General features: G+C 32.4%; 16 protein-coding genes and 2 tRNA genes. 13 read left to right on the top strand and 5 right to left on the bottom strand.

Going from position 1 to position 20,110, the window contains the following annotated elements; genetic code table 11:
- Positions 1-49: 49 nt before the first annotated feature.
- The gene (locus J4050_RS07210; RefSeq protein ID WP_208153769.1) at positions 50-1,888 is read right to left on the bottom strand and encodes an SLC13 family permease; all 1,839 of its coding nucleotides are present in this window, start codon (positions 1,886-1,888) and stop codon (positions 50-52) included.
- Between the two features lie 220 nt (positions 1,889-2,108).
- Here J4050_RS07210 and bshB1 point away from each other — a divergent pair, with 220 nt between their 5' ends.
- Both bshB1 and J4050_RS07200 read left to right on the top strand, forming a co-directional pair.
- A complete protein-coding gene (gene bshB1 / locus J4050_RS07205; RefSeq protein ID WP_208153767.1) occupies positions 2,109-2,831 on the top strand; it encodes a bacillithiol biosynthesis deacetylase BshB1 in 723 nt (240 codons plus the stop codon).
- 60 nt (positions 2,832-2,891) lie between these two features.
- Positions 2,892-2,967 (top strand) — tRNA-His (locus tag J4050_RS07200).
- Positions 2,968-3,073: 106 nt separating this feature from the next.
- Here J4050_RS07200 and J4050_RS07195 read toward each other — a convergent pair.
- From J4050_RS07195 to J4050_RS07180, 4 genes are all read right to left on the bottom strand, one after another.
- The gene (locus tag J4050_RS07195) at positions 3,074-4,648 is read right to left on the bottom strand and encodes a M28 family peptidase (protein ID WP_208153765.1); all 1,575 of its coding nucleotides are present in this window, start codon (positions 4,646-4,648) and stop codon (positions 3,074-3,076) included.
- Positions 4,649-4,765: 117 nt separating this feature from the next.
- Complete coding sequence (locus J4050_RS07190) at positions 4,766-5,797, bottom strand: M28 family metallopeptidase (RefSeq protein ID WP_208153763.1); 1,032 nt, start codon at positions 5,795-5,797, stop codon at positions 4,766-4,768.
- A gap of 67 nt (positions 5,798-5,864) precedes the next feature.
- Positions 5,865-6,200, bottom strand: a complete 336-nt coding sequence (locus tag J4050_RS07185; RefSeq protein ID WP_208153761.1) for an FUSC family protein — start codon at positions 6,198-6,200, stop codon at positions 5,865-5,867.
- Positions 6,201-6,205: 5 nt separating this feature from the next.
- A complete protein-coding gene (locus tag J4050_RS07180) occupies positions 6,206-6,985 on the bottom strand; it encodes a DUF3108 domain-containing protein (protein ID WP_208153759.1) in 780 nt (259 codons plus the stop codon).
- 178 nt (positions 6,986-7,163) lie between these two features.
- Here J4050_RS07180 and J4050_RS07175 point away from each other — a divergent pair.
- The 11 genes from J4050_RS07175 (at position 7,164) to J4050_RS07125 (ending at position 19,713) form a co-directional block, all read left to right on the top strand.
- Positions 7,164-7,251 (top strand) — tRNA-Ser (locus tag J4050_RS07175).
- 235 nt (positions 7,252-7,486) lie between these two features.
- Positions 7,487-8,737 (top strand): site-specific integrase, encoded by a 1,251-nt coding sequence (locus J4050_RS07170; RefSeq protein ID WP_208153757.1) that lies wholly within the window; start codon positions 7,487-7,489, stop codon positions 8,735-8,737.
- Positions 8,738-8,911: 174 nt separating this feature from the next.
- Complete coding sequence (locus tag J4050_RS07165) at positions 8,912-9,175, top strand: helix-turn-helix domain-containing protein (RefSeq protein WP_115839029.1); 264 nt, start codon at positions 8,912-8,914, stop codon at positions 9,173-9,175.
- Between the two features lie 561 nt (positions 9,176-9,736).
- A complete protein-coding gene (locus J4050_RS07160; RefSeq protein ID WP_208153755.1) occupies positions 9,737-10,810 on the top strand; it encodes a hypothetical protein in 1,074 nt (357 codons plus the stop codon).
- A 133-nt stretch (positions 10,811-10,943) separates the two neighbouring features.
- Complete coding sequence (locus J4050_RS07155; RefSeq protein ID WP_208153753.1) at positions 10,944-11,132, top strand: helix-turn-helix domain-containing protein; 189 nt, start codon at positions 10,944-10,946, stop codon at positions 11,130-11,132.
- A 15-nt stretch (positions 11,133-11,147) separates the two neighbouring features.
- Positions 11,148-12,695 (top strand): type I restriction-modification system subunit M, encoded by a 1,548-nt coding sequence (locus J4050_RS07150; RefSeq protein ID WP_208153751.1) that lies wholly within the window; start codon positions 11,148-11,150, stop codon positions 12,693-12,695.
- Entirely contained in the window at positions 12,692-13,897 is a 1,206-nt protein-coding gene (locus tag J4050_RS07145; RefSeq protein WP_208153749.1) for a restriction endonuclease subunit S, read from the top strand. Before J4050_RS07150 ends, J4050_RS07145 begins: the two co-directional genes overlap by 4 nt.
- A 4-nt stretch (positions 13,898-13,901) precedes the next feature.
- Positions 13,902-15,107: an AAA family ATPase gene (locus J4050_RS07140; protein ID WP_208153747.1), complete on the top strand. Its 1,206-nt coding sequence runs from the start codon at positions 13,902-13,904 to the stop codon at positions 15,105-15,107.
- Positions 15,094-18,201 carry a type I restriction endonuclease subunit R gene (locus J4050_RS07135; protein ID WP_208153745.1) on the top strand — a complete coding sequence of 1,036 codons (3,108 nt, stop codon included), beginning with the start codon at positions 15,094-15,096 and terminating at the stop codon, positions 18,199-18,201. The genes J4050_RS07140 and J4050_RS07135 overlap by 14 nt, the downstream gene beginning before the upstream one ends.
- A 14-nt stretch (positions 18,202-18,215) precedes the next feature.
- Positions 18,216-19,121, top strand: coding sequence for a DUF5655 domain-containing protein (locus J4050_RS07130; RefSeq protein WP_208153743.1), 906 nt, complete (start codon positions 18,216-18,218; stop codon positions 19,119-19,121).
- A 13-nt stretch (positions 19,122-19,134) separates the two neighbouring features.
- Positions 19,135-19,713, top strand: coding sequence for a hypothetical protein (locus tag J4050_RS07125; RefSeq protein WP_208153741.1), 579 nt, complete (start codon positions 19,135-19,137; stop codon positions 19,711-19,713).
- Positions 19,714-20,110: the final 397 nt, after the last annotated feature.

Below are 20,110 nucleotides of genomic sequence, written 5' to 3'. Positions count from 1 at the left end.
TGATTTTAATAATGTTTCCATGAGTTAAATTTTTAAATTGGTGTATGTGTTAAAATGGCCATATCAAAGGCACTAATAGTAACGTAGTTATTAAGAATAATAGGAGCAAAGGAGCGCCCACTTTAAGATAATCTTTGAATTTATAGCCTCCTGCAGACATTACCATGGCATTGGTTGTAGTTCCTACAGGTGTTAAAAATGCCGTTGAGGCACTGATGGCCACCCCAATCATTAAAGGAGCAGCAGATATACTTAAACTTTTTGCAGCAATTATTACAATTGGTGCCATAAGTACCGCGGTAGCTGAGTTATTGATGACCTGACTAAAGGTAGTTGTCAGTAAAAAAACACCAGCTAATAAAGCCACCGGATGTAAATTTCCCAAAGAGCTTACTAGACCATTTGCAATGAGTTCGGCCGTACCTGTTTTTTGTAAAGCAAGGCCCATAGGAATCATTGCAGCAATCATTACAACACTTATCCAGCTTATGCCTTTATATGCTTTTGAAATTGGTACACATCCTGTAATTAGAATAATACCTGCAGAAATTAATGCGGCAATAGCTCCAGGTACGACGTCTAATACTAGTAGTAAAATCATTAATATTAATGACGCTAGGGCAATGTAGGATTTAAAAGTAAGATTGGTTACTGTTTTCGCCATACCCTCAGGGCTACCGATAATAACTAAATTCTCATAATGGTCTTTAAGTTGTTCTATATCACTCCAGATACCTCTAATTAAAAAAGCGTCGCCAGCCTTTACCGTAATTTCTCTCTCTGTAAGAGGTGAGTTGTTTCTGGAGGCAGCCATGAGTTGAACACCAAAACGTTTAAAGAATCTTCCAATTCGCACTTTCCTGCCAACAAGCGCAGATTTAGGCGTGACAATGATTTCGGTCATACCAACCTCTTGATTAATGAGATTATTTCTTAATTCATCTGCAATAGGTTCTAGGGGTAATAACCCTAGTCTAAAATGTATCATTAGGGCATTAATAGCTTCCGTATCTCCCTTAACGGTTATGATGTCGTGATACATAAATTCTGTATCATCATTTGGAAATTCTATAAAAGGTTCGTTTCGTTTTAGTCGGCTAGGATGTCTTCGTTTTATTCTTAAAATAGAGACATGATGGTCAGTTTCAAAATTCCAATCTCCAATTTTGGTATTGAGAAGCGGGGAGACCGAACGAACTCTTAATCTGTAATAATCATCATCTACCTTATAAGCTTCAATCCACTTATGTAAGGTGGTGCTAATGTCAACAGGTTTATTGTTTGTTTTGTTATTTGGTAGTAGTCTATATCCAATATATTTAAAGTATACCAATGTTATTATAAGAAGAGGTAGGCCAATTAAGGCAAATTCAAAAAATGAAAACCCTTCCAAACCACTTTCCAACATCGTATTATTTACTATAATATTTGGTGGCGTTCCTGTTAAAGTTAATAATCCACCTGTGTTAGAACCAAAGGCAACAGGCATTAATAATTTAGAAGGTAAGGTGCCAATACTCCATGCCGATGAAATCGTTACAGGCATTAAGGTAGCAACAGTACCTGTATTACTTACAACACCAGATAATAGGCCTGAGCCCAAAGTGGTTATAAGCAATAAACGTGTTGTGCTTTTACCTGCCAGTTCCATAAACTTTTCTCCAGCTCTAGCCGTCCAACCTGTTTGAGATAAACCTTCTCCGATAATAAACAATGCCGCAATCATAATCACTGTAGGATTACTGAACCCACTCAAGGTTTCATTTAAATCCAAAATGCCAAAAGCGAAAAGGCTTAACATGGATAGTAATGCAATTATATCTGGTGTGAATTTTCCCCAAATGAAGAGTAAAATAGTAATGGACAAAATAGTGAGCATTAAGCTCATAGAAGGTTTTGTTTTTAATTCGATATAAAATTACTTCGCATGCAGACCAATTATTATGACGAATGTCATGCTTTATAGTAATTATGGATTTTTATATTTTTTGCTGTTATCATAGGCTTTTAACTCATTTTTTTTAAACGAAAGCGTTTGCGTATTTAAAAGAATGTGGTATTCTATTAGCTTTTTAATATTTTTGACAATCTCAAATTTTCGATAATTGATGAAACTAGATATTTTAGCTATTGGAGCACACCCAGATGATGTTGAATTAGGTTGCGGGGCAACGCTTGCCAAGGAAATCTCTAACGGAAAGAAAGTTGGTGTAATCGATTTAACACGTGGAGAATTAGGAACTCGAGGAAATGCTGAAACACGAGACAAGGAATCCGCTTCTTCTGCAGAAATTTTAGGCGTAAATGTTAGAACTAATATGGAATTTGCCGATGGTTTTTTTGTTAACGATAAAGAGCATCAGTTAGAGCTTATAAAGATGATTCGTCTTTATAGACCAGAGGTTGTTATCTGTAATGCGATAGAAGATCGCCACATAGACCATGCTAAGGGAAGCAAGCTAGTCAGTGATTCATGTTTTTTAAGTGGTTTACTGAAAATTGACACCAAGCATGAGGATAAAGATGAATGGCAAGAACCCTGGCGTCCGAAAGCTGTGTATCATTATATTCAATGGAAAGATATAGAGCCAGATATTGTAGTTGATGTTACAGGTTTTATGGATAAGAAAATGGATGCAGTGCTAGCTTATAAAACACAATTCTACAATCCAAAAAGTACCGCACCAGAAACACCTATATCCAGTAAAAATTTCACGGATAGTATTCGCTATAGGGCAAGAAATCTTGGGCGTTTAATTGGTGTGGACTATGGCGAAGGTTTTACAGTTGAGCGTTATCCTGCAGTAAACTCATTGTTTGACTTGAAATAAGTAGGCAAAACTCTTTGTAAAAAATAGTAAATAAATTACATTTGCAATCCTAATTAAAATGGTGGTTGTAGCTCAGTTGGTTAGAGCGTCGGTTTGTGGTACCGAAAGTCGCCGGTTCGAGCCCGGTCTTCCACCCAAAAGTCAAAGCCTTTCAGTAATGAAAGGCTTTTTTTGTTGAAATAAAAAAGTCTTTCTAGAATAAGAAAGACTTTAATTTATTTTTAATCGTATAGCCTTAAGAGCTATTTTGTTGCTTTATCCACCACAATTCTTTCTGCTCTGTTAGCAAGTTCCCAAGCAGTATGAAAGACTAACTTAGCTCTATTGGTCATAAGGTCATATTCTATTTTATCTGGTGTGTCAGATGCTTTGTGGTAATCTGCATGCGTACCATTAAAATAAAAAATTACAGGAATATTATTTTTTGCAAAATTGTAATGATCAGAACGGTAATAGAAACGATTTGGGTCATTCTCATCATTATAAGTATAATCTAAGTCAACGTTGCAATATGTTGCATTGACTTCTTCTGAAATATTGTGTAAATCCGTACTCAATTTATCGCTTCCAATGAGATAAATATAATTTCTATCACCTTCTTTACGCTCAGGGTCTGTTCTTCCTATCATATCTATATTGAGATTAGCTACTGTATTTTCTAAAGGGAAAATAGGATCGTTATCTGTATAATGTCTAGAGCCAAGTAGACCTCTTTCTTCGCCAGTAACATGCAAAAATACTACAGAGCGCTTAGGACTAAAACCATTTTTCACAGCTTCTTGGAACGCTTCTGCTATTTCAACGATGGCAACGGTACCCGAACCATCATCATCAGCACCGTTATAAACCTCGCCATTTTCAATACCCACATGGTCAAGGTGTGCTGAGATTACTATAATTTCATCTGGTTTTTCACTACCTTTAATATAAGCTACGACATTCTCTGATGACACCTTTTCCGAAGCATTTACAATGTTAATCGTTGTTTGGGTCGTAATAATTTTGGGCTTATCCTCAGTGAGGACATTGGGAAAAATAGCTTTGGCGAGTTCTTCATTAACCATTATTCTTAATAAGTCTGGCGAGTTACTTTTTAAGGATATTCTACCTGGAACATTAGATTCAGCACGTCTTTGATAAAATGGCGCATAGCGGGAAAACATAGCCTCATCTAAGTAAATTAGACCTTTTGCACCATTTTCTATTGCAGCATCCCTTTTACTTGATAGTGATGCTCTACCACTAGACCATTTGGTTTCTTCAGTAGTACCTGAGGTCACATAATTTCCATCTGCATCTTTTGGTTCTCCCGATTTAGCAAGAACAATTTTTCCTTTAACATTAACGGATTTATAATCTGAATAGTTATCGGTATCTATACCATAACCAACATACACCAAATTCGTAAGGTTTAAGTTTTCACTTTGTGAAGCCGTTAAAACCACAAGATGCTCAAAACTTTTAAAAGTTTTACCGTTAACTGTAATAGTGGCATCTCCAACCTTTTGCCTTTCTAAGGGGACTTCTTGAAAGTAATCATCGCCACCCAACGGAGAAGCTATTCCCATTTCTAAATATTGTTTTTTTAAATACTCCACAGCTAGCTTTTGCCCTTTTTCGCCGGTATCTCTGCCCTCAAACTCATCTGAAGCATAGGTGTAAAGCATAGTTTTTAATTCTTCTTGTGTAATTGTTGCCGCATAATCTGAAGGATTAGCGTCCTCAATTTTCGGAGCTGTTGAGCTAGTGGAAGTGGAAGATGTACCACAACCAATAATAGTAAGTGATATGAGGCTTAAATAAAGTAGTCTTTTCATTGTATAGATTGTCTAAAATTTATGTATTCACAGAGACCTTATCGTGAAAGTGAGCTAAAAATACTAAATAAGAGGCTCTATAGTTATAAACCTAAATTCCTTTTAACAATATTTAACTTAAATAATCTCGGGATTGAGTTTGTTTGGTGAGTTTGCCAAGTACCAACTAATGGAGAAGATAAGTTTAGTTCTTTTGGCTAAAAGCGGATAATTTATTTTATCGGCAGTATCAGTCGGTTTTGTATAATCTTCGTGTTCTCCGTTAAAAAAGAAAATAACAGGAATACCCTTTGAAGCAAAATTATATTGGTCTGATCGATAAAAATATCGATTCATATCATTTTCTTCATTGTATTTATAATCTAGTTCTAAATTAGTAAATTGACTATTGGCCTCTTGAGCGATATAATGTAATTCAGTACTCGCCCTATCTGCACCGATGAGATAAATGTAATTTTCATTGTCCTTATGGCGCTCGTCAACTCTTCCAATCATATCAATATTTAACATAGAGACAGTATTCTCCAAAGGAAAAACTGGGTTGTCAGTGTAATAACGCGAGCCAAGAAGACCTATTTCTTCTCCGGTAACATGAAGAAAAACTATAGAGCGTTTAGGTCCACGACCTTTAAGGACAGCCTCTTTATACGCTTCTGCCATTTCTAGAACGGCCGAAGTACCTGAGCCATTGTCGTCTGCACCATTATAAATTTCACCATCTATTACCCCTTCATGATCCGAGTGTGCAGAAATATAAATGTACTCATCTGGAAATTCAGATCCTTTGATATAAGCAATGACGTTTTGTGAATCGTTAAAGCCTTCTGGTAAAGCACTTTGTGGAACGGTTTGGTAATAATTAGGGTGTGATATTGGAGCGCTGATATTTAGGGTCTGATAATATTCTTTTAAATAATTGCAAACATCATCATGGCCTTTCTCTCCTGTTTTACGGCCTTTGTATTTCTCAGAAGAGACCTCTTGCAGATGCGCCCTTAATTCCTCTTCGGTTATTGTGTTTAAAAAGCTATTGATTTCATCTTCTTCGTGGAAAGTGATATTTTCCTTAAGATTTTCAATCTTTTCACTGTGTCTTAGGTTAGAACAAGACCCGACAAGAATTAAAGCAGAGGCAAAAAGTACTTTCATTGCAATAAATGAATTTGATTAAAAATAAGATTTAGAGTAGAATTTTAAATGAATAATGAATGCAAAGTTATAAATCTTCGTCAATTTCTAAACCTTCCAAAATTTCTTTGGAGTCTTCTAAATTTTCATCCTCTCTTTGTTCTAATTGTTCTATGTCCCCAACTTCATTAGAGACAAATAGCCCTTTATAAAGAGTTAAGGCTAAGGCAATTATTACAAGAAGGAATATGTATTGAATTGATTTTGTTTTGGTTTGTTCTTTTTTATTGAGGTAAATAATGATTAAACCAGATATGAACCCTAAAACTATTGGAATTATAGCCAGATTAGAGAGTGGTGTAACAGCAAGGAGTACTGCTATTATTGCTGATATGAAACCTAAAATGATAAATAATTTTTTCATGTTTGTTAATATTTTAAGCCTTTTGCAGAATTAATTTTAAGTTCTCCATTACCAACAGGTATTTTAAAGGTGGCATAAACAGGTATCTTATTTTCATCTGCCGTAAGCCAAAGTAGGTTGTCATTTTTACCTTTAAGAATATCATTGTTCTGCAAAGAAATGGCCAATTTGTAACACTCTTTTCTTCCTATATTGGTTGAAATAGTTTCTTTAGCTATATACGTTAAGGTGACTACATTTTCTTCATTATCAAATAAAACTGTAAAGCTTTGTTGGTCGCCAGGTTTCGCTTTGTTTATATCTAGTGTTCTAATATGATAAAAGGTACTAACTAGGTCTTTTGTTTTAGGGCCTACTTTCAAATTTTTATTTTCATCCCAAGTTTTACCATCCTTGCGTTTTTTGCGTTTAAGGCTCTGCACGGTGCCATCTTTAGGCTTAAATTTATACTGCATAAATTTATAATAGCCACCTTCACTAATATCTCTTTTGTATAAATAGGGTGTTAAGGTTTTTGGATTAACATAGCTCTCATATAAATCTCTTATTTTAAAAAAATTATCCCATTTCTTGTAAGTCGTTGCAGTACATTTCAAACGTAACAATGTACTTTTTGATGTTTTAACTTCGCTAGTTTCCATAGTTACTTGTGCAATATCCGTAAGGATACCAGACATATTGTAGGTAGCCGTATATACTAATTTTTCATCTGGTGATATCGTACTGTTCTGACTTATAAGTACAAGACTATAGAATAGAGAAAGAGCAATGATAATTTTCTTCATAAATTATTGTTTAAGACCTACAACGTGTGAGATATCATATATAGTGCCGAAAATACAATGCTTTTCATAATCTTACCAAATTTTGTTGTCAGTTGTTGTTAAATTTTAAATCGGTTAAAAAACAATAAAAATTCTTTTGGCTACAACAAAAAGGAGTTTATATTTGCAACCGCTAATTGGAGAAATGGCAGAGTGGTCGAATGCACCAGTCTTGAAAACTGGCGAGGGTCACACCTCCGGGGGTTCGAATCCCTCTTTCTCCGCCAAGATTTATTCAAAATCGACGAAAGTCCTGTAAACTCAATGTTTATGGGACTTTTTATTTTACCCAAAACATCAAAATATGTATTAAAAACCATTCTGTTGGTGACCTATTAGGTGACCTTTTTTAAACCTTAATTAGGTCACCTAATTGTTTATAACTGTTTATAAATCAGTACAATATACCAATTAAAAGACCTCGGAATTTTGTAAATTAATGTATAATTAAAGGTCACCAGAATGAACAAAACATTTGGATTATTATTCTACTTAAAAAAGAGTAAAGTAGATGCACAGGGCAAATGCCCTATTTACCTACGTATTACCATAGATGGTAAGCGTACAGAGATTAGTACAAAACGTACCATTGAGATTGAGAAATGGAGCGTTGAAGCCAATAAAGCTATTGGAAGAACAGAAGATATACGAGAACTAAATGCCTATTTAGATTCACTAACTACCAAAGTATATCAAAGCCAAAGAGACTTAATACAAGATAACAAAGAGGTTACAACCGAAACCCTAAAAAACAAGTTTTTAGGCGTTGAGGAAAAACAAAGAACACTTATAACCATCTTTAAAAATCACAACAAGCAAGTTGAAAAATTAGTTGGTAGAGAGTTTTCAGCAGGAACTTTAGAACGCTATAAAACAGTATGTAAGCATCTTAAAGAGTTTATGCAACATCAGTACAAGGTAAGTGATATTCCTGTGAATAGAATAGACCACAAGTATATTACAGATTTTGAGTTCTATTTAAAAACCGTTAGAAACTGCGGACATAACAGCACAATTAAGTATATCAAGAATTTTAAAAAGATAGTGCGTATTGCAATAGCCAACGATTGGATTAAAAAAGACCCATTTCTAAATTATAAGGTGCGTTTAAAAGAAGTGGAACGTCAATTCCTTTCAGAAGAAGAAATACAAACAATGCTCGAAAAAGAATTGCATACTAATAGATTAGAGCAAGTAAGAGATATTTTTATATTCTGTTGCTTTACAGGTTTGGCATATAGCGACGTTAAGAAGCTATCAAAGGACAATTTGGTATTTGGTATTGATGGCGATAAATGGATAAAGACAAAGCGTACTAAAACCGATACACGCAGTAATATTCCACTACTTCCAACCGCTTTAGAGATTATAAAGAAATACGAGAACCATCCAGAGGCAGTTACTAAAGGGGTTTTACTTCCTGTATTAAGCAATCAAAAGTCTAATGCCTATTTAAAAGAGATAGCAGATTTGTGTGGTATCAATAAAAACCTAACCACCCATTTAGCTCGTCATACGTTTGCAACTACGGTAACATTGTCTAATGGTGTACCAATGGAATCAGTAAGCAAAATGTTAGGGCATAAATCACTTAAAACGACACAACACTATGCTAAAATATTGGATAGAAAAGTAAGTGATGATATGGCAATTTTAAAACAAAAGTTTGCTGATAAAAGTAATGTTGACGCTTCCAAGAGAATTGCTAATTAACATATATAAACAAAGAACATAAGTATATGCTTAAACCCTTGATTATTCAAGGGTTTTTCTGTTAAAAGATAGTGCATAAATGTTAATAAGTTTGTTTTATGTAAAGGTCAAAATATCGTAAATTAACACAATATAAATCAGGTGTTTACACCTTTTAATACGTTTTAATATAGAATGACATTTGAAGTAATTACAAAGGATGATTTAAAGACTCTAAAACAGGAAATCATTACAGAACTGAAGACAATTTTAGGAAGCCAAAACGAGCAAAAAAAGTGGTTAAAATCAGCAGACGTGCGTGAGCTATTAAATATTTCACCAGGTACGTTGCAGAATTTACGAATCAATGGTACACTACCCTTTACCAAAATGGGTAAAACAATGTACTATGAGTATGACGATGTAGTTAGAATTTTAACCCAAAACAAAAGCGCATAATAATTGCCCAAATATTGTCTTGAACAAACAAAGGTGTTTTTAATGGTTAGACCTTAACTCAAACGACATACGAACTTACAGCATGAGGCGAGATGCAACTGCTGGTTTGTAGTACAGTACTCGAAGTTAGTGAAAGTGGGCAATGATTGCCGATGCTAATACACCTCAATTTTCGCAGAAGCAAAATTACGAGAGAGCATCCGCCACAAGAACCGTCAACCCACGCCAAAAAATGCATGTATTTACTCATTATGAGTTTTGTCGATAGCTAACACCGATGCATAGCGGAAAAACGAGTGCTAAAACGAGCGGTTTTTGCGACCCTCTTGCTTATTTGTGTTATATTTTTAGTAGAAAAAGTGATATTTATCTACTATAATAAATATATGCATAGGTATAAGGGTTCTTATGGGCATAAGTGGGCATAAGTCATCTGTACTAATATTCAGATGTATCAATTAGCTAGTGGACGTTGGTATATAATATATGCAAATTGCGGTAGCGTATTTAGAAATCATAATGTGAATAAACAGTAATAATAAATTTAATTCAGTAGGTCAGATGCAAAAATTAAAAAAGAAGGATAAGCATCCTTTAGCCATTAATATATTAAAACTAAACCGATACAATTATGACTTCTTCAATTGTGAAGAGGTTGTTTTTTTTGAGTATATAGTAGTTAAAGGAATGGCTTTTAAAAAACAAAAAGAGTTCTTTCATAGTTCAGAAACTATCAGACAAGAAACAGGAATTAAAAAACACTCTTTAAATTCTATAATTAGAAGATTCAAAGACCTTGGTATTATATCAACAGAAATTAAAGGGATGCCAAGAGTAAAGTTTTTTACTGTTCACTACCCTAAAATAGTTGATTTAATACCTAAAATATATCAGTTGTCTAATAACGGTCAACTATCTTCTGATTTTAGTAAGCATTTGTCTGATTTCTTTATCCCTTTAGTTGACAACTACCTACAAAAGAATAATATAAAGAATAATAAAGAAGAAATAAATAAAAAAGAAAAATATAACAGCGAATCTGAAGGGGAAGATGTTCTCTCTTTTTTTAATGATTATTTAGCTTCTCTTAAATATCAAAAAAATATTTCACCAACGGCGCTGAAATTTAATGATATTGATTTATTCCGTGCTTTAAAAAATTATGAAATAGAATTTCTTTGTGAATATCTTGAAAAGTATTTTGAAGAAGAACACAGACCGTCTTTAAACAAATTCTTTGCATTCGATTCAATAGCAGTTAATAAACTAAAATACATTGAACAAAAAATTGTTGATGAGAATGATTATGTTGAACAAATGGTTGATGAATTACAAAGGATTTACAACAAAAGAATTGAAATGTATAATAAAGATGATGATTATTCAAGAGCAAAAAGTAAAACTAAATTGGTAGTCACAAAAAGAATAAAACAGCAATTAAAAACAGCATTAAAGTATAGAAATGAATTACAAATCACGCATTCATTTACAGCTTATGCAGATGACTTATTAAAAGGCAATTTATCAATAAGTAAAATCCTTCCTTATTTTTTATCGTCAAAAGATGGTGAATACGAAATTATCGATACATATTTAGAACACTTTAACCTTCAATATGGTTACAGTAAAAACTAACCCAGTAAAACCTAAACAAACCATTGGGTTATTTGGGTTTATTAATTCGTTTTAGTCTTATTATAAAAATATAACGTAATACGATGTGTTAATACAAAGTAAATACTATATTTAACATTCAAAATAATTCCCTATGAACCGGATTAAAGAAGTCCTCGAAGAACGAGGAGTTAAGCAAGTATGGCTTGCAGAGCAATTAGGTAAGAGTTTCAATACAGTTAATGGCTACGTGCAAAATCGTAAGCAACCAAGTTTGGAAGTACTTTATCAAATAGCGGAAATATTAAATATAAAGGTAAGTGACCTTTTAATTGAAAATTAACAACAGCATATAAAAATGACAAGCACAAGCCAAAGAGCCGAATTACAAGCTCAAATATGGAAAATAGCTAACGAAGTACGTGGCTCTGTAGATGGGTGGGACTTTAAACACTTTGTATTAGGTACACTTTTCTACCGTTTTATCAGCGAGAATTTTACCAATTATATTGAAGCTGGTGATGAGAGCGTAAATTATGCTAACCTACAAGATGATGTAATTACACCTGAAATAAAAGATGATGCCATAAAAACTAAAGGATATTTTATTTATCCAAGTCAATTGTTTGTTAACATTGCTAAAAATGCTAACGATAACGAAAACCTAAATACAGATTTAGCTGCTATATTTTCAGCAATAGAAAGTTCTGCTAATGGTTATCCTTCAGAACAAGATATAAAAGGGTTATTTGCAGATTTTGATACCACAAGTAATCGACTAGGAAATACCGTTGAAAATAAAAATAGTCGTCTTGCATCAGTTTTAAAAGGTGTTGAAGGTTTAAATTTTGGAAATTTTGAGGATAACCAAATTGATTTGTTTGGTGATGCCTATGAGTTTCTTATCTCTAATTATGCAGCAAATGCAGGTAAGTCCGGTGGTGAATTTTTCACACCTCAAAAGGTGTCTAAGCTCATTGCACAATTAGCAATGCACAAACAGGAAAAGGTAAATAAAATTTATGACCCTGCTGCGGGTTCAGGTTCTTTACTCTTACAAGCTAAAAAACACTTTGATAGTCATATTATTGAGGAAGGGTTCTATGGGCAAGAAATAAACCATACGACTTACAACTTAGCACGTATGAATATGTTTTTGCATAACATCAACTACGATAAGTTTCATATAGTATTAGGTAATACATTGATTAACCCTCAATTAGGCGACGATAAACCATTTGATGCTATTGTTTCTAATCCGCCTTATTCTGTAAAATGGAAAGGGAGTGATGACCCAACATTGATTAATGATGACCGTTTTGCACCGGCAGGTGTATTAGCACCAAAATCTAAAGCAGATTTTGCATTTGTACTGCACGCATTAAGCTACTTGTCTAGCAAAGGTAGAGCAGCTTTGGTTTGTTTCCCTGGTGTTTTTTATCGTGGTGGTGCAGAACAAAAAATAAGAAAATATCTGGTAGATAATAATTACGTAGAAACTATTATTGCTTTAGCACCAAACCTCTTCTTTGGAACTTCTATTTCTGTAGATATTTTAGTGCTTTCAAAAAACAAAACAGTTAATACAACTCAGTTTATAAATGTAAGCGGTGAAGATTTCTTTAAAAAAGAAGGAAATATAAACATCCTTAAAGATGAACACATTGTCCAAATAATGGAAATGTTTGATAGTAAAGAGGATGTTAAATATATAGCAAAATCAGTAGACAATATTAAAATTGCCGAAAACGATTACAACCTTTCTGTAAGTTCTTATGTGGAACCTAAAGACACGAGTAAGAAAATAAATATTAAGGAGCTTAATCAAAAAATAGCTACAACAGTTAAGAAGATAGACAAACTACGTGCTGACATTGACAACATTGTAAAAGAAATTGAAGCATGAGTAAGTTAGATAAGCTTTTAAAAGATGTTCATGTAGAGTGGAAAACTTTAGGAGATGATGATTTTGTAGAGATAGCAAATAGCGGGCGAAAACCAGTAAAGGCATCATTACGAATAACTGGAGAAATACCTTATTATGGAGCAAACAATATTCAAGATTATGTTGAAGGTTTTACGCATGATGGGAAATATATTCTAATTGCTGAAGATGGTTCAAAAAGTCTTGAGAGTTACTCAATTCAATATGCTGTTGGAAAATTTTGGGCTAATAATCATATTCATGTAATTAGAGGAAAAAATGAGATAACAACTAAGTTTTTATATTACTATTTACAAATAGTAAATTTTATACCGTTTTTATCTGGTGGAGGTAGAGCAAAATTAACAAAAGGTAAATTACTAAATATCCCAATTCCAATCCCATGTCCAGAAACCCCTGAAAAGTCACTCAAAATACAAAAAGAAATAGTTAGTGTTCTAGATGCTTTTACAGAACTTACAACAGAGCTTACAACAGAACTTTCAGCACGTAATGAACAATACACCTATTATCGCGAGAAATTGTTCACTTTTGATGAGAAAGAAGTGGAACATTTACCTATGGGAGATGAAAATGTAGGTGAGTTTATAAGAGGTAAACGATTTGTAAAAACCGATATGTTTTCAGAAGGTGTCCCATGTATACACTATGGTGAAATGTACACACATTATGGTACATGGGCAGATAAAACAAAATCATTTGTCAGAAATGAACTTGTAGAAAGAAAGAATCTTAGGCGTGCCGAAAATGGTGATGTTGTAATTGTAGCAGCAGGTGAAACAATTGAAGATATAGGACAAGGAACGGCATGGTTAGGTGAAGAAGGTGTTGTTATTCACGATGCTTGCTTTTATTATAAGAGCACTTTAAACCCTAAATATGTGGCTTATTTTACTAGAACTAAGCAATTCCACGAACAGATTAGAAAACATATTCGTACTGGTAAAATTTCTGCAATTAATGCTAAAGGTTTAGGTAAAGCTATAATTCCTATTCCTTCTATTAAAGAACAAGAACGTATTGTAAATATCTTAGATAAATTCAATATTCTTACCAATTCAGTAAGTGAAGGTTTGCCAAAAGAAATTGAACTACGTAAACAACAATACGAGTATTATAGAAATAAGTTGCTAACGTTTAGAAAAGGTAAAATAGAAGCTTAAATGCATGGGACAAACATTATTACAAATAGCTGAAAATTTAAGGGATACAAATAAAAAAGTACAATTAATTTATGCGTTTAATGGTACTGGTAAAACACGTCTTTCTCGAGAGTTTAAAAAATTAATATCCCCTAAAGATTTAGATTCAGAAGAAGAATACCAATCTAAGGTTCTTTATTACAATGCTTTTACAGAGGACTTGTTTTATTGGGATAATGATTTAGATGCTGATGTGAATAGGAAAATTATTATACGTCCCAATGGTTTTACGAACTGGGTGCTTCAAAATCAAGGTCAGGAACCTAATATTATCACTCACTTTCAATATTACACCAACGATAAATTAACACCTCGTTTCAATCAGGAGTATATTACTAAAGATAAAGACAATAATGATGTTACAATAAAGGCTTTTTCTGAAATAACTTTCTCTTTAGAAAGAGGTAATGAAGAAAGTATTGAAAATTTGAAAATTTCTAAAGGTGAAGAAAGCAACTTAATTTGGTGCATATTTTACAGTTTATTAGAGCTAATTGTTGAGGTTTTAAATGTTCCTGAACCAGATGAAAGAGAAACTAATGATTTTGACCACTTAGAATATATATTTATTGACGACCCAGTAAGCTCATTAGATGACACGCACCTGATTGAGTTGGCTGTAAATATTGCAGAATTAATAAAAAGTAGTACTTCAGAACTAAAGTTTATTATCACGACACATAACCCTTTATTTTATAATGTGCTGTTCAATGAATTTAATAATGCAAAACCTAGTACAGGTTACAGAAGAAAAGATTCCGTAAGAAAACGCTTTGAAAAACTAGATGATGGTACATATTTATTAGTAAATCAGACAAATGATTCACCTTTTTCTTATCATCTTTATCTTTTGTCTGAACTAGAGAAAGCAATACAATTAAGTGATATTCAAAAGTATCACTTTAACTTTCTTCGTAATATTTTAGAAAAAACATCTACATTTTTAGGTTACAATAATTGGAGAGAATTGTTGCCAGAAGAATCTCGCGAAGCCTATTATAACCGCATTATAAATCTATCTAGTCATGGGAAACATTCAGGTGAAGAAGTTTCTGTAATAGAAGATAATGATAAGAGAGTGTTAAGTTTTCTTATCGGTGAAATTAAAAGAATTTATGGGTTTAAATCAAATGTTAACAGTATTGAAAGCGAAGTAAATGCAACAGTATAAAACCATAGCAGAATCAAACAATTTTATTGTTTTAGATAAATACAAAAAGTTTTCAGAACTTAACGAAGCACCTGCAACCTATCAAACAGAGGCAGATTTAGAAAAAGAACTCGTACAAGATTTGGTAAATCAAGGATATGAGTATGTAAAAAGCTTAACCACACCAACAGCAATGTTGGAGAATGCGCGTGTACAATTGCAACAATTAAATGATATGCAGTTTACAGATAAAGAGTGGCAACGTTTTATTGTAGAGTATTTAGACAAACCAAGTGATAATTTAGTAGATAAAACAAGAAAAATACACGATAATTATATTTATGATTTTGTTTTTGATGATGGTCATATTCAAAATATTTATTTAGTAGATAAAAAAAACATTGTACGCAATAAGGTACAGGTTATTTCTCAGTTCGAGCAAAAAGGTACAAATGCCAATCGTTATGATGTTACCATATTAGTAAACGGTTTACCTTTAGTCCAAATAGAATTAAAAAAACGTGGTGTAGCTATTCGTGAAGCATTTAATCAGGTGCATCGCTATACGAAAGAAAGTTTTAATACTTCAAACTCACTTTTTAAATACTTGCAAATATTTGTAATATCTAATGGTACAGATAGTCGTTATTTTGCAAATACAGTAGAACGAAATAAAAATAGCTTTGATTTTACTATGAATTGGGCAAAGGCTGATAATTCATTGATTAAAGATATTAAAGACTTTACAACTACATTTTTCGATAAGCGTACCCTTTTAAACGTATTGCTTACCTATTCTGTTTTTGATGTTAGTAATACGCTATTAGTAATGCGTCCATATCAAATTGCAGCAACAGAAAGAATTTTATGGAAGATAGAAAGTTCATACAACTCAAAAAGTTGGGCTACAACAGAAAGCGGTGGATTTATTTGGCATACTACAGGTTCTGGTAAAACATTAACAAGTTTTAAGGCAGCACGATTAGCAACAAAACTTGAATTTATAGATAAAGTATTTTTTGTGGTAGATAGAAAAGATTTAGATTTTCAAACCATGAAAGAATATCAACGCTTTTCACCAGATAGTGTAAACGGTTCAGATAGTACAGCAGGATTAAAAAGAAATATAGATAAAGAGGATAATAAGATAATTGTTACAACCATTCAAAAACTTAACAATCTTATTAAAAGTGAGAATGACCTATCTATTTACCAAAAGCAAGTCGTATTTATTTTTGATGAAGCACACCGCTCGCAATTTGGTGAAGCACAAAAGAACCTAAAAAAGAAATTCAAAAAATACTATCAATTTGGTTTTACAGGAACACCTATTTTTCCAGAAAATGCTTTAGGTTCAGAAACTACAGCAAGTGTTTTTGGTAGAGAACTACATTCTTATGTTATTACCGATGCTATTAGAGATGAAAAAGTACTAAAGTTTAAAGTGGATTATAATGATGTTCGTCCAAAGTTTAAAGGCATTGAAACTGAACAAGACTTAAAAAAGTTGTCAGCTGCTGAAAATAAAAAAGCTTTACTACATCCTGTCCGTATTAACGAAATCTCTCAATATGTTTTACAACATTTCAGACAAAAAACACACCGAACAAAAGGAAGCAATCGCGGTTTTAATGCCATGTTTGCAGTAAGTAGTGTTGATGCAGCAAAATGTTACTACGAGGCGTTAAATAAGCTTCAAATAGATAGTGATAAGCCCTTAAAAATAGCGACAATTTTTTCTTTTGCAGCCAATGAAGAACAGAGTGCTATTGGTGAAATTCCAGATGAAACTTTTGAGCCTACTGCAATGAACAGTAGCGCAAAGGAGTTTTTGTCGAAGGCTATTGATGATTATAATGCCGCCTTTAAGATGAATTATAGTATTGATAGTAAAGGCTTTCAAGACTATTATCGAGACCTTGCAAAACGTGTAAAAAGTAAAGAAGTTGATTTATTAATAGTGGTGGGTATGTTCTTAACTGGTTTTGATGCACCTACCCTAAATACTTTATTTGTAGATAAAAATTTACGTTATCACGGATTAATGCAAGCTTTTTCACGTACTAATCGTATTTATGATGCTACCAAAACTTTTGGAAATATTATTACGTTTAGAGATTTAGAAGAAGCTACCATAGATGCGATTACACTTTTTGGTGACAGTAGTACTAAAAATGTAGTCCTAGAAAAAAGCTATAAAGAATATTTAGAAGGGTTTACAGATATTGCAACGGGTAAAGCTCGTAGAGGTTATGTAGAAGTGATAAATGAGTTAAATGAAAGATTCCCTAACCCTGATGAAATTGAAACCGAAAAGGATAAAAAAGCATTTGCTAAACTATTTGGTGAGTATTTACGTGTAGAAAACATACTTCAAAATTATGACGAGTTTGTTCATTTAAAAGAATTGCAAAGCATCGATAAAACTGATACAGTTGCAATAGAAGAGTTTAAAGAAGATAACTTTTTGTCGGACGAAGATATTGCTAATATGCAAGGTATTGAAGTACCAGCGGAAAGAACAATTCAAGATTATCGCTCTACTTATAATGATATACGTGATTGGTTGAGGCGTGAGAAAAAAGGTAATGAAGCGGAAGAATCAGATATTGATTGGGATGATGTTGTTTTTGAAGTAGATTTATTAAAATCACAAGAAATAAACTTAGACTATATTCTTGAATTAATTTTTGATAGTCACAAGAAAACTAAAGACAAATCAGAATTAGTAGAAGAAATAAGACGTGTAATTCGTGCAAGTGTTGGGAATAGAGCAAAAGAGAGTTTAGTTGTAGATTTTATCAACGAAACAGATTTAGATGATATAAAGGAAAAAGCCAATATTATAGATGCTTTCTTTGGATATGCACAAGCTAAACAGAAAAAAGAAGCCTCAGAATTAATTACAGATGAAAATTTAAATGAAGAAGAAGCGAAGCGTTACATCACAACATCATTAAAACGTGAATATGCTAGTGAAAACGGTACAGAATTAAATTCAATTTTACCTAAAATGAGTCCTTTAAACCCTCAGTACTTAACTAAAAAACAAAGTGTTTTTCAGAAAATTTCTTCTTTTGTAGAGAAGTTTAAGGGTGTTGGTGGGCGTTTATAATAGAAATAAAATTTATGCACTTATATAATTTAAAATCAAAAGAATCTATTACTATCTTAAAGGAGAAACCTTTTAAGTTAGAAAAGGAAATACAATCACTTTTTGAAAACAATTTAGATGCTTTGATGAGTTTACAATTAGTAAAATCAGAGTTCTCTATTAAAAACAAACGTATAGATACGTTAGCTTATGATGCACAATCAAATGCATTTATAATTATTGAATATAAGCGAAGTAAAAATATTAGTGTTGTAGACCAGGGGTTTACGTATTTGAGTTTAATGCTCGAAAACAAAGCAGATTTTATTGTAGAGTATAATGAAACACTAAAACAAAATTTACAGCGTACAGATGTTGATTGGAGTCAAACAAGAGTTGTTTTTGTTTCAACAGGTTTTACAGAAAATCAAAAGACAGCAACAAACTTTAAAGATATTGCTATTGAGTTGTGGGAAGTAAAACGTTATGAGAACAATTTAATTAGTGTAAATCAAATAAAGAAAAGTAAATCGGCAGAAAGTATTAAACCAATTACATCAAGTAATACGCAGTTGGATAATATCACCAAAGAAATTAAAGTTTATTCAGAAGAAGACCATACATTAAATAAGTCTGATAGTGCAGTAGAATTGTATGAAACTTTTAGAGATTCTATATTAAATTTCAAAGAAGACATAGAAATAATACCTCGTAAGAAAAGAATTGCTTTTAAAGGCAACCGTATCATCTGTGATATTTTAATTCAAAAAAGCGGTATAAAGCTATGGGTAAACTTAAAAAGTGGTGAACTCGATGACCCTAAAAACTTAATGCGTGATGTTTCTAATATTGGTCATTGGGGAAATGGAGATTATGAATTGGTAATCAAAAATACAGATGATTTAGAATATATAATGAGTCTAATAAAGCAAGCTATTTAGCTATTAAACATCAATGAATCTTATCAATTTAGAATTTAATGAAGCAACTAACTTAAATAGTTTTATTTCAGCTTGGTCAAAGTTATATTCTTATTCAAATGAGGCCATTTACAATAAATCAATAGTTAAAGAGACACTTACCAATACAGATATTCAAAACTTATACAAGTGGAAGAATGGAATGAAATTGAGTGTATTAAAACAAAAGTCTTTAGACACTAAAATTATAAGTAAACTTTCAATTATTAATGCTTTAAAGAATGATGCTAATTTAGATATAGAGTATTTTAAAAATGAGTTTAGAAATATATCAGCAGTTTGGAAGATATTTTTATTGCATATTATAAAACCAAATCAATACCCTATTTACGACCAACATATTCATAGAGCATTTTTATTTATTCATAATAAGGATTGGTCTAATATTTCAAATACATCAATTAATAATAAAACTAAAGAGCAATTTTACTTCGAGAGATATTTACCATTTATAGAATCACATAGCATAAATGATTTAAAGAAATTGGATGAAGCATTCTTTGCTTTTGGTCAGTTTCTAAATACACGTAATTACGCTACATTATTGAGGTAAATTATTAGTCATAAGTCCCCACAACCCAAAACCCAGTTTTTTCGTACCTCAAAATCCTCTGTCTTTTGTGTTGTTCCGCTCACCTAACAAGTTTAGCGTTTTTTTGTCTTTAAGGTAATAGCATATTACAGCTTTGGTTTTCATAAAATCAAACTAAACTGCAATAAGCTATTCTGTTATTATTTTTTATCATAAAACCCTAAACTCACCCAAGCTATGTTACATAATACAAGTTATAGTAGCAAAAATCCTTTCAAGGGTTTGCTAACGCAGTATTCTTATATTTTCGTAGCTATAACTGGTATTATGTAAAATATCCGCTTATCCCTCGCTCACATTGGAACACACAACCACATTTGGAACTATAATGAAACAGTAGAAAGATAAAGTAGGTTAG

The organism is Winogradskyella pelagia (assembly GCF_017581965.1).
Lineage (GTDB): Bacteria > Bacteroidota > Bacteroidia > Flavobacteriales > Flavobacteriaceae > Winogradskyella > Winogradskyella pelagia.
Note: the sequence above shows the minus strand (reverse complement) of the source record. Positions and strands in the feature narration are given on the sequence as shown.

Excerpts from the sequence above, each read along its gene's own strand:
- J4050_RS07210 (WP_208153769.1), bottom strand. The coding sequence starts at position 1,888 with ATGAGCTTAATGCTCACTATTTTGTCCATTACTATTTTACTCTTCATT.
- bshB1 (WP_208153767.1), top strand. The coding sequence starts at position 2,109 with ATGAAACTAGATATTTTAGCTATTGGAGCACACCCAGATGATGTTGAA.
- J4050_RS07195 (WP_208153765.1), bottom strand. The coding sequence starts at position 4,648 with ATGAAAAGACTACTTTATTTAAGCCTCATATCACTTACTATTATTGGT.
- J4050_RS07190 (WP_208153763.1), bottom strand. The coding sequence starts at position 5,797 with ATGAAAGTACTTTTTGCCTCTGCTTTAATTCTTGTCGGGTCTTGTTCT.
- J4050_RS07185 (WP_208153761.1), bottom strand. The coding sequence starts at position 6,200 with ATGAAAAAATTATTTATCATTTTAGGTTTCATATCAGCAATAATAGCA.
- J4050_RS07180 (WP_208153759.1), bottom strand. The coding sequence starts at position 6,985 with ATGAAGAAAATTATCATTGCTCTTTCTCTATTCTATAGTCTTGTACTT.
- J4050_RS07170 (WP_208153757.1), top strand. The coding sequence starts at position 7,487 with ATGAACAAAACATTTGGATTATTATTCTACTTAAAAAAGAGTAAAGTA.
- J4050_RS07165 (WP_115839029.1), top strand. The coding sequence starts at position 8,912 with ATGACATTTGAAGTAATTACAAAGGATGATTTAAAGACTCTAAAACAG.
- J4050_RS07160 (WP_208153755.1), top strand. The coding sequence starts at position 9,737 with ATGCAAAAATTAAAAAAGAAGGATAAGCATCCTTTAGCCATTAATATA.
- J4050_RS07155 (WP_208153753.1), top strand. The coding sequence starts at position 10,944 with ATGAACCGGATTAAAGAAGTCCTCGAAGAACGAGGAGTTAAGCAAGTA.
- J4050_RS07150 (WP_208153751.1), top strand. The coding sequence starts at position 11,148 with ATGACAAGCACAAGCCAAAGAGCCGAATTACAAGCTCAAATATGGAAA.
- J4050_RS07145 (WP_208153749.1), top strand. The coding sequence starts at position 12,692 with ATGAGTAAGTTAGATAAGCTTTTAAAAGATGTTCATGTAGAGTGGAAA.
- J4050_RS07140 (WP_208153747.1), top strand. The coding sequence starts at position 13,902 with ATGGGACAAACATTATTACAAATAGCTGAAAATTTAAGGGATACAAAT.
- J4050_RS07135 (WP_208153745.1), top strand. The coding sequence starts at position 15,094 with ATGCAACAGTATAAAACCATAGCAGAATCAAACAATTTTATTGTTTTA.
- J4050_RS07130 (WP_208153743.1), top strand. The coding sequence starts at position 18,216 with ATGCACTTATATAATTTAAAATCAAAAGAATCTATTACTATCTTAAAG.
- J4050_RS07125 (WP_208153741.1), top strand. The coding sequence starts at position 19,135 with ATGAATCTTATCAATTTAGAATTTAATGAAGCAACTAACTTAAATAGT.